This window comes from Paenibacillus sp. JNUCC 34 (genome assembly GCF_058269055.1).
In genome coordinates this window covers 3,000,344-3,016,098 of sequence record NZ_CM177770.1, presented here as the reverse complement: position 1 = coordinate 3,016,098, position 15,755 = coordinate 3,000,344, and the positions used below count along the sequence as shown (strand labels likewise).

10 protein-coding genes, 1 pseudogene and 1 other annotated feature are annotated in these 15,755 nt (G+C 41.1%); of the genes and pseudogenes, 1 reads left to right on the top strand and 10 read right to left on the bottom strand.

Annotation, left to right across the window (positions count from 1 at the left end):
- Positions 1–487: 487 nt before the first annotated feature.
- The 3 genes from gltX to AC2TF5_RS14170 form a co-directional block, all read right to left on the bottom strand.
- On the bottom strand, positions 488–2,146 hold the full coding sequence (gltX, locus tag AC2TF5_RS14180; protein ID WP_491302754.1) for a glutamate--tRNA ligase: 1,659 nt from the start codon (positions 2,144–2,146) through the stop codon (positions 488–490).
- A gap of 46 nt (positions 2,147–2,192) precedes the next feature.
- Positions 2,193–2,432: a binding site (T-box leader), on the bottom strand.
- Between the two features lie 412 nt (positions 2,433–2,844).
- On the bottom strand, positions 2,845–3,210 hold the full coding sequence (locus tag AC2TF5_RS14175) for a hypothetical protein (RefSeq protein WP_491302753.1): 366 nt from the start codon (positions 3,208–3,210) through the stop codon (positions 2,845–2,847).
- A gap of 425 nt (positions 3,211–3,635) precedes the next feature.
- Complete coding sequence (locus AC2TF5_RS14170) at positions 3,636–4,529, bottom strand: AraC family transcriptional regulator (protein WP_491302752.1); 894 nt, start codon at positions 4,527–4,529, stop codon at positions 3,636–3,638.
- Between the two features lie 406 nt (positions 4,530–4,935).
- On the opposite strand from AC2TF5_RS14170, the gene AC2TF5_RS14165 reads away from it, so the two are divergent.
- Positions 4,936–5,787 carry an aldo/keto reductase gene (locus tag AC2TF5_RS14165; RefSeq protein ID WP_491302751.1) on the top strand — a complete coding sequence of 284 codons (852 nt, stop codon included), beginning with the start codon at positions 4,936–4,938 and terminating at the stop codon, positions 5,785–5,787.
- A gap of 472 nt (positions 5,788–6,259) precedes the next feature.
- Here AC2TF5_RS14165 and helD read toward each other — a convergent pair whose 3' ends face one another.
- The 7 genes and pseudogenes from helD to AC2TF5_RS14130 form a co-directional block, all read right to left on the bottom strand.
- Positions 6,260–8,677: an RNA polymerase recycling motor HelD gene (gene helD, locus AC2TF5_RS14160; protein WP_491302750.1), complete on the bottom strand. Its 2,418-nt coding sequence runs from the start codon at positions 8,675–8,677 to the stop codon at positions 6,260–6,262.
- Positions 8,678–8,785: 108 nt separating this feature from the next.
- The gene (locus tag AC2TF5_RS14155; RefSeq protein WP_491302749.1) at positions 8,786–9,208 is read right to left on the bottom strand and encodes a hypothetical protein; all 423 of its coding nucleotides are present in this window, start codon (positions 9,206–9,208) and stop codon (positions 8,786–8,788) included.
- A 32-nt stretch (positions 9,209–9,240) separates the two neighbouring features.
- Positions 9,241–9,600: a hypothetical protein gene (locus AC2TF5_RS14150; protein WP_491302748.1), complete on the bottom strand. Its 360-nt coding sequence runs from the start codon at positions 9,598–9,600 to the stop codon at positions 9,241–9,243.
- A 28-nt stretch (positions 9,601–9,628) separates the two neighbouring features.
- Positions 9,629–10,231: a class I SAM-dependent methyltransferase gene (locus AC2TF5_RS14145; RefSeq protein ID WP_491302747.1), complete on the bottom strand. Its 603-nt coding sequence runs from the start codon at positions 10,229–10,231 to the stop codon at positions 9,629–9,631.
- A 26-nt stretch (positions 10,232–10,257) separates the two neighbouring features.
- Positions 10,258–12,852: pseudogene (ppsA, locus tag AC2TF5_RS14140) on the bottom strand (phosphoenolpyruvate synthase).
- Between the two features lie 412 nt (positions 12,853–13,264).
- Positions 13,265–14,113, bottom strand: coding sequence for a stalk domain-containing protein (locus AC2TF5_RS14135; RefSeq protein ID WP_491302887.1), 849 nt, complete (start codon positions 14,111–14,113; stop codon positions 13,265–13,267).
- A 106-nt stretch (positions 14,114–14,219) separates the two neighbouring features.
- Entirely contained in the window at positions 14,220–15,635 is a 1,416-nt protein-coding gene (locus AC2TF5_RS14130) for a glycoside hydrolase family 1 protein (RefSeq protein WP_491302746.1), read from the bottom strand.
- Positions 15,636–15,755: the final 120 nt, after the last annotated feature.

Genomic DNA, 15,755 nt, shown 5'->3' with positions numbered 1-15,755 from the left:
AATGCTATGTAAAGGATGAGTGTTCTTAGTATAATGTGATTTAATATTATATAGTATTTTGTACATATGTCCTTATGAATCTACTAATTATACTGCAATTTACAGGATGTGTGCTTTATGGAATATGATTTGGTTGATTCGCATACTTTTTTTGTTGGAAGTAAACCTTCCTTCCCCTCGCCTTCGATGAAGCCAAACCATGCAATACAAATCGTCAAATGACCAATATTTGTATGAATGTCAGTACGATACTCAAGGCGTTTTGAGACTAAAACAATCAACCAGTATGCTGTATTCTTAGCGACCAACGGCATAATCATACGTTAGAGTAGAGCTCGAAAATGCTTCCTGCCTCTCTTCGTAATTGGAGCATGACCTACATGCTTACCTGGAGTGTTTTCTTTCTGTTCATCCCCGCGAGCTTTAATGGTGTCATCCTAAACGAAAAAAATGACCGGCGTTCGACCGGTCATTTTACTTTAAAGTTTTATGACAACATAAATCTCTGCATTCGTTCAAAAACCCTATTTTCGCCCATTACTTTCATAATATCAAACAAATCAGGTGTATTGATTCTGTTAGTTAGAGCGACCCTGATTACCATCGCTACATCACCAACATGCCCCTTGAAATCGTTAGGATTGGCTTTATATAGCTTCATATCTTTTGCAAATCCGAGTCTTACTGCAAGTTCTTTAATTTCATGAAACCAAGCTTCCTTTTCATTATTGAACCTATAAGTTTTGCTGAAATCTAGTACAATTTCTTTCGCAACATCAAAACCAACATTTGTAGGTAACTTATAGCCACTCAATACATCCTTTTCAAACAATTCGTCATAAAATAAAGCAATCATTGGTTTCACATCTGACCACTTAGAATAATCTTTTCTTGGTTTTTCACCCGTTCGACCTATATTTAGAATGTTTACAGTGTATTCCATATTCTTGTCAATTAAAGTATATAGCTCAGAATCAAATTCCTTTGACCAAGTGTATAAATGGTCAAATACTTGTTTACCCGTGAGCCTTGAGATAACATCCTTGCTGATGTCACCCAGTTTATTCATGTCTAATAAGGCACCACTGGCATTCATTTTATCAGTATAGATAAAAAAGTCTCTAAATGATTTATGAGGGTTTGCCATCCTCCATTCTTCAAAGTCAGAATTGATGAGATTCATGAAGTATTCACCTATAGCTACTCCTGGGTATCCTTGTTCTTTGTAATACTCAGCGGTACCATCAAGATCCTTACGTTTACTGAATTTCCGTTTCGAAGCTCCGACTTGCTTCATTATTGGAGCAATATGTCCGTATTCCGGTATTCTAAAACCTAAGGTTTCAAACAACTGAATATGGGTAGGCACAGAAGAAAGCCATTCATCGCCCCTAATGACATGGGTTGTACCCATCAGATAATCGTCTATGGCATGAGCAAAGTGATATGTTGGTAACCCATCCGTTTTCATAATAACAATATCTTGGTCATTTTCAGGTAACTCAATCGGACCTTTCACCAAATCATGGTACTTTATTCTCGTATCTGATGACCCTAAAGATTTAAGTCTAATAACAAACGGTTTACCATTTAAAATCTCTTCTTTGGCTTGCTGAAAAGAAATATCTCGATGTTTAGCCCATTTACCATAATAACCTGTTGTTACCTTTAGGTTCTGCTGGCTTATTCTTATTTTTTGTAAATCGTCCGCATTACAGAAGCAAGGATATGCTAATCCATTTCGCACTAAGTGCTTAATAAATACCTTATAGATTTGTATTCGTGAGCTTTGTTTATAGGGTCCGTAATCACCCTTATTATCACCTGATAAGGTAGGTCCTTCATCAAAATGAATCCCGAAGTATAACAATGAATTGATAATGTTTTCGAGGCTGCCTTTTATTTCGCGTTTTTTGTCTGTGTCTTCGATACGCAGGAAAAATACCCCATTACTTTGGTGCGCTAATCTCTTCGATATTAAAGCTGCGTAAAGCCCCCCAATGTTTAATAAACCTGTTGGGCTTGGTGCAAAACGTGTTACCATAGCAGATGAAGACAAATTTCTTTGTGGATACAGTGAGTAAATATCAGCTGGTAATTGCCCGACATCCGGAAATAACAGTTCTGCCATGTTCTCATTTGACATAATCATATCCCCTTATAGGTTCAAAATAAAAAAGCCCTTCATCCTGTTAAAGGACGAAAGGCTTGCTTCCGCGTTACCACCTAAATTGGTTAAAAAACCCGCTCATTATGCAACAATTCATTATCTTGCTGCACATTTCTTTAACGGGAAATCCCCGGTAGACCTACTCCAATTTTTCGGTCTACTACTCCAAGGCTTCATTCATTAAGCTCGAATACCCAATTTCACCAGCATGGGCTCTCTAAGATTCGAGTGATTAATTACTCTTCCTCTTCACTTCATTTTACAATATGTGGATATGCTTAGTGATACGATAATTCATTATTACCAAATTGTCAAGAATCTATTCGGACCTCGAATATCCCAACCATGGTCCATGTTATGCTCCCTTTATTGCTTTCAATTTTCGAGGATGATCGCTTAGGAAAACTTCTCAAATTCGTTTTTCAACCAGTGCTGATTCTGATACGTAATATACTGTTTTCATCCGTATCAGTAAATCGACCAACTCTGGTCATATTCGGAAATAGACATAAATTAAGTGGTATATCTAAAGTATCTTCCGGTACACTTAACAACTGCCGATATTAAGTAACATTAAATAATGGTTCCTTTATCGTCGTACTTCAAGATGACGATGAAGGTACCAGGCTTGGATTCGGGATCGAGAGTTGCAGCGAAAACATTCAAAGGGGATTTTATTTATTTGCAAGATCATCCATGGCTTGAACAGCTAGTTCAAGTGCTTTAATTCTTCTTTCTAAAAGCGTTTTTTGAGGGCTACCCGCTTTTGACTTACCATAAATGTTCTCAAGTGATGGGAATAAACCAGTCAAAACATTGCGAGCTTCTGTTAAATCTTCCTCGGTGTAATGATGAGGTCTTAGATTCCAAGCAGCTTCTAGCATGGCTAAACCGATGTATAAAGATTTGAGACGTTTCTTTAATAAGGTAGTGTTAGCACCTTTCTGAGTCATATTATCTAAGGCGTTTTCGGATTTACGGATTGTCGATTGGAAGGCTTTGATTGATTCCAATTTATCTTCATTTGATACGTTTTCCATTAGTGCTGGCCTCTCTTTGTTTCTGAATTATTTTGCTTGATACTCGTAATAATCGCTGAGAACCTGATTCAACTCATTCAATAGCTTCTAACCATAGTCAGAGAGTATTGGAAGGGTAATTTTATCGACAAGCAATTTCACATCAGGAATATCATTTTACGCTACTTAGAGGAATTGACCAAGTTTTTATCCGCTACCAAAAAGACGACAGTCTCCATTTCCGAAAAGTCATTAGGGCGCGCCTAAGATTAGCATTCCCCTCCCCCGTAAAGACTCACGTGCAAGGTCTGTCGTTATAATTCTATCTCTAATTTTGGACTGTCAAACTAACCTTTTCGATTACAGATTTAAAGACCATATCGATAGTCACCACGGCAGCCAGCTAGAGCGATCGGTTGCTTTTTCATTTACTGACTGAATTGCATTTATGCTTTTAGACGTTTTATATCTTGTTTAGGCGGAAAGCCAAACATTCTGGAGTACTCACGGCTGAATTGGGAAGTACTTTCATAGCCTACTCGATATGCAACATCAGAGGCATCTGCAGACTCGGTTAATAATAGTCGCCGGGCTTCCTGAAGTCTCATTTGTTTTTGAAACTGAATAGGACTCATAGCCGTTACTTCTTTAAAGTGCCGATGAAAGGACGATATACTCATATTCGCTATTTCTGCAAGGTCTTCGATCCGAAAAGAATGATTGTAATTGTTCATGATATGTCCAATAACATCTCTGATTTGGTGGATTGAACTCTCTTCTACTACAAGTCCCTTTAAAACATTCCCATACTGACTTTGCAGCACCCTATAAAGAATTTCCTTAGTAAACAGTGGAGCAAGCACAGGAATATCTTTAGGATTATCTAACAAACGAGCTAATCGGATGACCGCATCCAATAAAGAAGATTCAATATGGCTAACAAACATAGCTCGTTTAGGATTTTCTTTCGGAATATCTCGGAGTTCAGAGTCATGTAAAATCTCTAGAATTTGACTCGGTGAAAATTCGAGCCTGAGACCCAAATATGGTACATCGGGAGTAGCTTCAGTGACTTGGGTGGTAACTGGTAAGTGAACAGATGCAACAAGGTAATCGGCAGGACTGTACCTAAAGTGATCCTGCGCTAGCCATACCTCCTTTGCCCCTTGTACTACCATACAAAAGGAGGGCTTGTATACTCCGTGGTTTGGTCCGGTCACATTCGACCGATGCATGAAAAATAAGGACGGTATAGCGGTTTTGTGAACTCCGTCCTTTTCTGAATAACGTTCAATGATATAAACGAGCTCATTCTGCCGATTTGTGATTATTCCAGACATTTGATCCTCCTTATTCCGTCATTATTTGTAGTCCGATTATAGCCCATTTTCGTTTGTTTCTTAAGTGGTACTGAGAGGATTAGGCAAACATTTGAGACAAATGGGATAACGGTCCCTTTGTCATTTGGTACAAAATAATGATGAGTAAGGAGGATAGAATATATTGCTGGGAGGCAACACTTTGAAAGTTAAAATCAAGAATCATTAACAACTTTTTGATTGCACGTCATAGTTCTTGATCTCAGGTATTTTAGATAAGTTTGTACTTTCGTCGACGTGTCGTTATCAGCGGCGGTTTCCTTCGAGATTATCTGTACGTTCTCAAAACGCGTGGCGAGTGAATGGGCCGGAAATAGATGTAATGGATATCGTTTTACAATTAATTGCAAGAAGAGGAGGATTTTAAATGCAAAAGGTCATTTTAAACAATGGTGTAGAGATGCCAATACTTGGATTTGGTGTTTTTCAGATTACAAATCAAAATGAATGTGAACAAAGCGTTTATGATGCTATCATGGCAGGTTATCGCTTAATTGATACTGCTGCTTCTTATCTCAATGAAGAAGCTGTTGGCAGAGCAATTAAACGTAGTGGTGTAGCTAGAGAGGAATTATTTATCACTACAAAGCTTTGGGTTCAGGATACTGGTTATGAGCGCACAAAGAAAGCATTTGAAAAGTCCCTAGAAAGATTGCAACTTGAATATCTGGATTTATATTTAATTCATCAGCCATTTGGCGATGTGTATGGCTCTTGGCGAGCTATGGAGGAATTGTACCGGGAAGGAAAAGTTCGTGCAATAGGCGTTAGTAACTTTCAAGAGGATCGTCTAATCGATTTGATTATTCATAATGAAGTGGTTCCTTCTATTAACCAGGTTGAAACGCACCCTTTCAATCAGCAAATCGAAAGTTCAAAATTGATGAAAGAGAACAATGTTCAGATTCAATCTTGGGCGCCTTTCGCTGAAGGAAAAAATAACTTGTTCCAAAACGAGGTATTGGTATCCTTAGCTGAAAAGTATAATAAATCCGTTGCTCAGGTGGCATTGCGTTGGTTGACACAAAGAGAAGTCGTTGTGATTCCAAAGTCTATTCGCATTGAAAGAATTACCGAAAACTTCAATATCTTTGATTTCGAATTAAGAAAAGAGGATATGGAGTCGATTACTACGTTAGATACGAAACAGAGCCTGTTCTTTTCACATCGTGATCCAGAAATAGTGAAATGGATCGGTACTCGTAAACTTGATATCTGACAAATTTCGAAAGACCACCAGCAGGTTCTATTTTTACAAAAAAACTTTAATATTAAATGTTAAATTAAGGAGCAAATGCACTTGGTAATCTGCTCCTTATTCGTTGGCAGAATCCTTGTTATTAATTTAACTATCCTGATTGTTAGCTTAATGGGCTCCGAAGTCGAGTATAATTAGATAATCATCTAATCGGCTAAGTGTACAAGTCCTTGTCATTTTCGGCAAAGTACCCAAGTTCTTGTCATTGAGTTAGGACAAGAACTTGGGTACTTAAAACAAAAAAAGCCGCAGTTTACGCGGCTTTCATAGTCTATATGTTCTTATCGTCGGACAACGCTTCTGTGTGTCACAATTCGAGGAACAAATCGATCTGTTCTTCGATGGACGCCGACACGCGGAAATAGGAGTCGTCGTGGGATTTTTGCTATCAACCGAGCAACAGCATATCGCGGCCAACGTCACCTACGACCCGTCAATATGTTACTTTCTCGTACAAATTCGCAGGCAATGCCTGCATGAACGGCGACAGATCTCCCGTCGTGTAAAGATGAAGCCGGTGCATGGCCCGCGTACACGCCGTATAAAGAAGCTTGCGTTCGTTTTCCCGGCTGTAAGCTTGAGGTGATGCCTCATAAATCAGAACTGCATCGAACTCAATACCCTTGGCGAGATATACGGGAATAACCATCGCTCCTTTCTCAAAGGTGACCGTCTCCTTCGTAATGAGCTGCAATGCTTCGCTTCCTTGAATTCGTAATGATTCAAAGGCCTCGCGGCTTTCGGCTGCGGTCTTCGTAATGACAGCGATGGAAGCGAAACCCTCAGCCCTGAGCGAGGCGATGTCTTCCAGTATTTGTGCATCACGCTTCTTTACACTGTTCGAACTGATCAGTAGAGGCTTGTTTCCTCTTCTGTCAAATGGAACGATCTCGTCCCCGCCGGAAAGCAGCGATTTCGTAAATTCCACAATCTCTCTGGTTGAACGATAGCTGCGCACGAGGCGGATGAGGTTTGTATCGGTTTCGCCAAAAAGCCGGATCAGCGGAGAATCGGATGCTTCTAGGTTTGTGGCCTGCATGAAGATCGCTTGCCCGAAATCGCCGAGTACCGTCATACGAGCGCGTGGAAACAATTTTTTTAAATATTCATATTGAAACGCCGAGTAATCTTGGCCTTCGTCGACGAAGACATGCCGGATCTCCTTGTTCGTTCGGACGCCTTCGACCAGTTCTTTTACAAACAAATAAGGAGTCGCATCCTCGTGGAACAATTCGTTCCGGCTAAGCATATCCTTGGTTTCTCTACAGATTTCAGACCAATGTGGGGGAATGACGATCTCATTTGTTTTCTCCCGATACGAGGTTTCGTCACTGAATAATTGGTCATATATACCTTTGATATCGACAAACGAAAATTTCCTCACGCTTTTCCTTAGCGGCTTAAAGCTTTTATTCACGATTGATCGAAGGATCAGTTCCTCCTCCCGCTGGGCGAAGTCAACGTCGCCTTCGTCTCCCCGACGCTTGTTATTCATTCGATCGCGGGCCACAGCGTATTGCTCCGAAAGGTCGATTAGTTCCTTCTCTTTGTGCAACATGTCGAAAACCTCAGCGTACTGATCGTTATCAAGATAATTTAACTCCTCCTGAACCCAGAACGCTTTCCGTTCCTCGCGTTCGAGAGAAGCCAGTTCATGGAGCAGCCATTCCTGCAAGAGAGCGACACGACTGAACAACGGAAGGGAACTGTCGAAATCATACATTTTCGAGCTCATTTGCTCCGCAGTAATCAAAACGCGATCCCGAAACCATATGTCTTTAAACAGCATACCTTCCCGCCCTAACCACTTCCCGTAGTTCTGCAGGGCTTTCAGAAAAGCTTCGGAGGTTTTGTACGCGATCCCCTGAAGGCGAGCCTCATATCCCGACTCCCCATGTGCTGTCAGTGTGTATTCGATCTGATCGAAGGGATCCTCTGGCCGCAATGAGGATCCGAGCCAATAATCAAGATATTCCTGAAACGTCGTCTGCTGCATATTCTCTTCACCGAGTTCTGGAAGGACGGTGGAGATATAACTACTAAACATCGAATTGGGCGAGAAAAGCACAATCTGATCGGCCTTGATCGTCTGGCGGTGTTTGTAAAGTAAATACGCCACACGCTGCAAGGCCGCGGAAGTTTTCCCGCTGCCAGCCGCTCCCTGAACAATAAGCATCCGGCTGTTGTCGTCCCGAATGATGGCGTTCTGCTCCTTCTGGATGGTTGCCACGATACTCTTCATTTGCGAGTCCGCGTCCTTGCCGAGCACTTGCTGTAGCAATTCGTCTCCAATCGTTTCGCTCGCGTCGAACATGGTGCGGATATGTCCGTTCTGAATCTGATACTGCCGTTTGAGCGTCATCGTCCCTTCGATTCGACCTACCGGTGTGTCATAAGAGGCCGGGCCCGGAGGATAGTCGTAGTATAGGCTCGCGATGGGGGAACGCCAGTCATAGATCAGAAAATTCAGTCCGTCATCATCAACGAAGGAAGATACCCCGATATAGACCTGCTCGGTTGCGTTCAAGCCATTCTCCTGAAAGTCAACGCGCCCAAAATAGGGTGATGGGAGCAACCGTTTCATGCCGTTCCATTGATGCACCAACCGGTTGTGGCTTCGCTCTCGTTCAGCCAACATCGCGGACTGCTGCTGAACTGAGTAAAAGGTCTCTTCGAAATCTTCGTTCGTGCTCGTGTTGATTGTCACTTCTTCCCAAAACCGCTTTCGGATGTCCGCTGCCTGATCGTGCAGCCCGGTAACCTCCGGCTCCAAATTCGCGATTCTTGTCTGCAGTTTGCTCCTGACCTGTTCAAGCCGTTCCTTTTCCTGCTGCCAATCCTTCTCTTCCATATCTCCCTAAACACACTCCTTTTTCTAATTTTTGGGATAATTACTGTCTGAAGATCACGCCATCCGGGTGGGCAGCTCAATTGCTCGCACCGACCACCGAGAGGCGTTCTATCTAAGATCAAGATTGCTAAACCAGAATGTTACGGCTTCATCATCCAAGCCATATTTACCTTCCCACCAAGCCAACGGATAACCCATTTCTTTCTTATAAAAGTGACTTGGCAGCTCTTGTTCCAGTTCATAGGTTTCGCGAATTCGTTTGTTTACGCTTGGATTCAAAATGTCGCTGATGCCAAGAATGCGCAATACAATTTGTCTATACGCCTTATTTCCCATTAAAAACGACTTTGTTACTTTTTCCAATTCCGATGGTTGCGTTTCGTCAGGTAAATTTTGAATCGCTTTCAGCGTATTCACCAGTATGGCGGTTTCGGTTTCAGAAGTAGATATCCTTTCAGTATTGGAGAAGTCGAGTAAGTCAACATAAGCGTACACCGGATCTTGATGAGACATAATGCCTGACCGGAACAACCTGTCAAAAACTCTTTCATTATAGTTAATGACTACTTTGCTCGGGTTGAAATGACGTTCTTTTCTTCATAGCTCAAATAAGTATCGACAGAATTGTCATCGATTGATAAATAATATGAATAGCTCCCCAGGACTGAGATATAGGCCGGATTCTGCGTGGCGATCCCTTTTATAAAAGCGTTGCTTACTTGTTCCTTTTCCAGTCCATTTATTAGGGCCTCGATCCTATCGAAAAGTTTTTGCACGGTTATTTCCTCATTCTGCCTCAATAATCCTTTTGATCTGCCATATTCGAATTCGGCATCCGGAATTTTATTATCACCGCCGCTGGAAGCAACCCAGCCAAATAATTCGTCATCATAATCCCAAATCGAATTAAAAAGAATATTCAAAGCTTTAAAATCCAAGCTTAAACCAAGTTTATTTTTGAGAATCGAGAATAAACATAGATGCATCATGTCCCATGAATATTTTACTTCCCGTATAAAAAGTTTCGGATTGAATATTCCTGTACCCTATTTTAGTCATAATGTCAGTCAGCTCTGCTTGATTAAATCCGTTATGAACGAGATCCGAAACTATTTTTTCATTTTTATTAAAATCTACGATTAGTAAATGTCCTCCTTCGTTCAGAACATCAAATAACCTTGATAAAACGAATTCAACATCATTAATATGGAGTAGAACCTGAGCCATAAAAATATAGTCAGCATGTAAATCCGATAGACCTTCCTTTTCAAAATCAAAGCATAATGTATCTACATTCTGAATATTACAATCAGAAATTTTTTGCTTTATTTGATTAATCATGTTTTGTGAAGTATCCAGAAAAAGCATAGAATTAAAATCGTTTAACAAGTTCATTCCGACAAGACCAGTTCCACACCCAAAATCAATAGCATTCTTACTATTAGTGTCAACTAAATATTCACGAATGGCATCAGATGATACCTTTGCAATTTGAATTCTTTCAGAAGTGTCATATATATCAGCTATCATTTCAAACTTATCCGTATTTCCCATTATTACCTCCCAAAAGTTGTCCAATGCTACAGTATTTCAACGTACCCTTCTGTTCCATGCACGCGAATTCGTTGCCCGTCTTTTATCAGTTTGGTAGCATTCTCCACTCCGACAACTGCTGGTAAGCCATATTCACGTGCGATAACGGCTCCATGCGTCATTAGTCCCCCAACTTCGGTGACTAGACCTTTGATGGATACAAACAATGGTGTCCAGCCAGGATCAGTAAAGGAGGTGACTAATATATCTCCATCTTCTAGATCAGCATCTTCCATGTTTAAAATGACGCGTGCTCGTCCCTCTATCACTCCGGTAGAAACAGGTAGACCTACAATTGCTTCGGCTGGGAGATCTTCTCGTTTGTACGACCCAACAATGATTTCACCATCAGACGTGATAACACGTGGTGGAGTTAGTTTTTCATATAATTTGTACTCGTCTTTTCGTTTGTCGATGATCCGGTAATCCAATTGATTGGTGCGTACGACTTCATGAAGTTCCTCAAAAGTCAGATAGTAGATATCTTCTTTTTCATGAATAACGCCGAATTGCACGAGTCGCTCGGCTTCTTTCAGTAAAGCTCGCTTATAAACGAAGTAGCGGCTAACATAACCGTATTTGGGATACTCCCTATACCCAATGAAATTCCGAACGAGGTCGATCATTCGTTTGGTTTCTTTAGCCTTTTGTTCGCCATCCGGCAATGGCTTCAATCGATCCAATAACTCTTGTTCTTTTGCCAAAGCTTCCTGCCGCCCTTGTTCAAATTTCCGGCTACTGGCATTAGGCTCAAAGTTTTTGATGTTACCAAGAATCAACGGGACTAGAGTGATTGGTTTTTCGCTCCATCGAGTTCTCGTAATATCGATTTCTCCGGTACACCTCATTCCGTATTTGCCGAGAAAATCATAGATCGCGTCACGGGTTTCCCGTCCGCCCTTAAACTTAACTAGTTCATCCAAAAAGTCATCATCTTTTGCATGTTGTAAATAATCAATGACTTCCGGATAAGGGCGAATCACATCCGCGACATCCAATAGCGCCAATCCCATTTCCGAAGTAATGTTGTTTGGTACAGATTGAGAAAGCGTATCTGCTGCGTTTTTTTCACCTAACCACTCGTACATTTTTTCATTGATCCATGACGAAGCATTCATAGCAGTCATAAAAAGCTTTGAACTTTGTGGGTCAAATAAGATCTTCTTTAATTCCTGGAGATCTTCCAGAATAAAACCAAATAAATCCACCCCTAATTTTGTTCGGATATTTTGTTTTAATTCTTCTATCGAGGTTTGACTACGCTTATTCAAATCAGAAACGATTGTCGGATCGTTCTCGAATTGTGCCAGCATATCTGTATTACTTCTGCCCAGAATCGGTGCTGTTTGATCATTTGCTAACAATTTTATAAAATCTCGCTCTATTATGGTCATGCATGCGCCTTTTATGAGCGGATCGGATCCCATGGTATTTAATAAAGTTTCCCGGCCGACAGCTGTAGCCAGCCTAGGTGCAACATCAACAAACAACCTCCCACCGGCTTTACGCATAGGTGCAGGAGTAATTAACAGGTAAAAAGACAATCCCAGTGGTTTCATGGGATCGGTCATCATTTGTTGATGACCGACAGATAAATAAACGTGATTTTCCTGATCATTCGCTTCAGGGATCGGGTATAAAGTCGTGATTGGACGACTCTGGACAATATAAAATGTATCATCAACCAAACACCATTCGATATCTTGTGGGTAACCAAAATAAGCTTCGATCTGTCTTCCGATGTGTGCCAGCTGTAAAATTTGTTGTTCAGTAAGTGTTTGAATCTTTTGCTGATCAGTATCGATCTGCTTTGTCTCTGTTCCGCCTTCTTTTCGTCCATAGATAGCCAATGTTTTGGTTGCTATCATCTTATCGACGATTTCCTCTTCCTGTACTTTATAACAATCGGCAGATACCAAGCCAGAGACCAGTGCTTCTCCAAGTCCAAAACTGGCATCGATTGATAGAAGCTTTCGGTTAGAAGTAATCGGATCAGCGGTAAATAAAATCCCCGAAGCCTGAGGGGAAACCATCCTTTGAACGATAACGGATAAATAAACTTGACTGTGATCGAATCCATTTTGCATACGGTAAATTACCGCGCGATCCGTAAACAGAGAAGCCCAACATTTGCTGATATGCTGCAGGATGGCATCGACGCCAATGATATTTAAATAGGTGTCTTGTTGACCGGCAAAAGAGGCATGCGGTAAATCTTCAGCTGTCGCACTAGAACGAACCGCATAAGCATGTTCCTCGCCAAACTGGGAGAGAAAGTGAGTAACTGCTTCCACAACATCGGAAGGAATTTCTACTTCCATAAGGATTTGCCTGATCTTCTTGCTGATTTCACCAATTTGATCCCGATCTTCTACTTTTAGCATGGTTAGTCGACCCAGCAAAGCATGATATGTTTCGTTTTGTTCGATGGCTTTTTGATATCCCACTGTTGTAACACAATATCCTTCTGGTACTTGTATTCCTTAAATTTTTGACAATTCCCCTAAATTTAACCCTTTTCCGCCCACGAGAAAAAGCTGCGTTTTTTTGATTTCCTGGAAGCCGAGAACCAAAGAACTCATTCAACATCTCTCCTAACCATTAAATTGAGAAAAAAACATTTGACAAGGAATTACCGGCATGGTAATCTTAAAGTATAAGATGCGATAATTTCGTCTGTTTATATTTCGGGAGTCGCGATCTGATTATATCATCGCGTCTGTTTATATGCAATATTAAAGAACCTGATAAAACTACTCAGGTTCTTTTTTGATTTCCGCTATCATTTGTGGCATCGCAACGCTGCTACCGATAAACGCCGACCGTCACGATAACAAAAAGCAGCCGATCAGAATGGCCGGCTGCCCTCTTTTATTTCAGTTCAGCGCGATTGATCTTCAATCTCTTCCTTCATGAGTCATCAGTCCACCAATTTCGGTTACTGGGCTTGTTTAATCCTTTCCCAATAAATCATTGGGGATGACACATTCATAGTTACCGCGCAATAATATCAAGTACATTACCGCTTCCATCATCAATAATACGTATATTTTTGTTATCAATGAGTTGAATGGTGCCGTCCGACTTTAAGATTTCTTGCTGCTCCATTAATCCTTGAGCTACGGATTTGCGAATCAGCCCTTGATTCTTGAATACTAACGCATACAGATCATAGTCTCCAGTCTTTCGATTAGAATGTTCAATGGTTACAATAAGTAGATTCTTGGGAGTCCACTTGAAGTTTAAGGTGAGATCATGAGTATTTACATTAATGTCCTTTATGCCTAGCGGAATCGAATTCTTTTGTCCCGTATAAAGATTAGTAATCTCAAGATCTCCTTTTGCTGCGCGAATCATATAGCTATATCCCATCATGCTGCCATAAAAAGTATCAGTGTAATTATTGAGTCCCGTCACGGTTACTTTCCCGGTCTTCGTGTCCCGATTGGCCACTTCCCCGTCCAAAGCAGTTGCGAGGAATCTAATCGGCACATAAAGGTGACTAATATACCGCACAGGCTCTCTGCCCATATCCACTTCTCGCCCGTCTACTTCGGCGATTCTGCTTCCCATGTTTACAACAATCCGCTTCTGATCCCTCCACAGAACCGCCATATTGTCATTTTCCATCCCCCAAAGCAGACCTGCCTTGCTACCCAGCGAGAATAAGCTTCCGTAAGTCACTCCGTCCTTATGAAGCGTCTCAATATGAGTGGTACGACCGTCTTCCCATTGCATTTCCAGCTCGACGTACTTGGAAGCTGCATCAGATTTTTGAGCTCCCAGCGGTAAAATCGCTGACATCATACATATAACGGCAACTGCATTTTTCCAATTCTTCATTTTCACGGTCAACATCACCCACTTATTGTAAATTCCAATGCTACAATAGTAACGCTTATAACTTACAAAAAGTTGCTAACACAATAGAATCTATCACCTATGATCCTTATTCGAACAAACTGTTCCCATTTGATGCAATGACATCTTTATACCAATAGAACGACTTTTTACGATAACGCTCTAGACTTCCTGAACCGTCATCATGACGATCTACATAAATAAAGCCGTATCGTTTTTTCAGTTCTGCAGTCGATGCACTCACTAAGTCTATGCATCCCCAAGTGGTATAACCCATAAGCTCTACGCCGTCTTCAATAGCTTCAGCTGCTTGAATCAAGTGCTCTTTGATGTAGTTGATTCGATAGTCATCCTCAACCGTTTTTTCGCCTTTCTCATTAGTCACCAACTGATCTACTGCACCAAGACCATTTTCTACAATAAACAGCGGCTTTTGGTACCGATCATAGAACGCATTTAAAACAATACGTAAACCTTGTGGATCGATTTGCCATCCCCAATCGCTTGATTCAAGATAAGGATTAGGTACTCCTCCGAGCAAATTTCCCTCTCCCCTAATCTGTTTGGCTGGATCGGCCGTTTCACATGTACTCATGTAATAACTGAACGATATAAAATCAACCGTATTCCGAAGAATCTCTTCGTCGTCTGGCTCGAACTTGATGTTAATCCCGTTTTCCTCGAAATAGCGTTTCATGTAGCTTGGGTAATACCCCCGCACATGGACATCGGCAAAGAACGTATTTTTATGATCGCTCTCCATGCTTTTAATCACGTCATCCGGATGTGGTGTTAATGGATAAACCGGCATACTAAGTACCATACAACCAATCTTGAACTCCGGATTGATTTCATGACCGATTTTTACGGCTAAGGCGCTGGCCAAGAATTCATGGTGAATCGCCTGGTACAGATCTTGCTTACTAAGCTTTTCCTTCGGCGTATTAATACCTCCACTCATAAACGGAAATTCCAAGATAGAATTGATCTCGTTAAAAGTGAGCCAGTACTTTACCTTGTCCTTATAACGTGAGAAGATGGTACGAGTGTAATGTTCATAAAACCCGACGAGCTTGCGATTCACCCAACCATCGTATGCTCTAGCCAAATGTAAAGGTGTCTCATAATGTGAAATCGTAACGAGTGGCTCAATACCGTATTTATGGCATTCATCAAACAGGTCGTCATAAAATTGCAGACCTTTTTCGTTAGGCTCCAGTTCATCACCTTTTGGGAAGATTCGAGACCATGCGATCGATGTCCGGAATACCTTAAATCCCATTTCTGCGAACAGTTTGATATCTTCTTTGTAGCGATGGTAAAAATCGATTCCAATTAACTTCATGTTGCTTTCTATAGGCACTTCTGTGGGAGGTGTTTTGATGCCATTAGGCATGACGTCTTGAGTAGACCAACCTTTACCGTCTTCTTGGTACGCTCCTTCTAATTGATTGGCAGCGACAGCTCCGCCCCATAGAAAATCTTTTGGAAAATGCAAACTCAATTTTTTCGCCTCTCTCTGTATTTATAATATGTTGTTACCATCATTATTCTGTTCTAAATAGAGGTTTCAATTCCGACACTTTCTGAAAGAAAAAAAAGAGCTGCGAAGTATCGCTGCTCT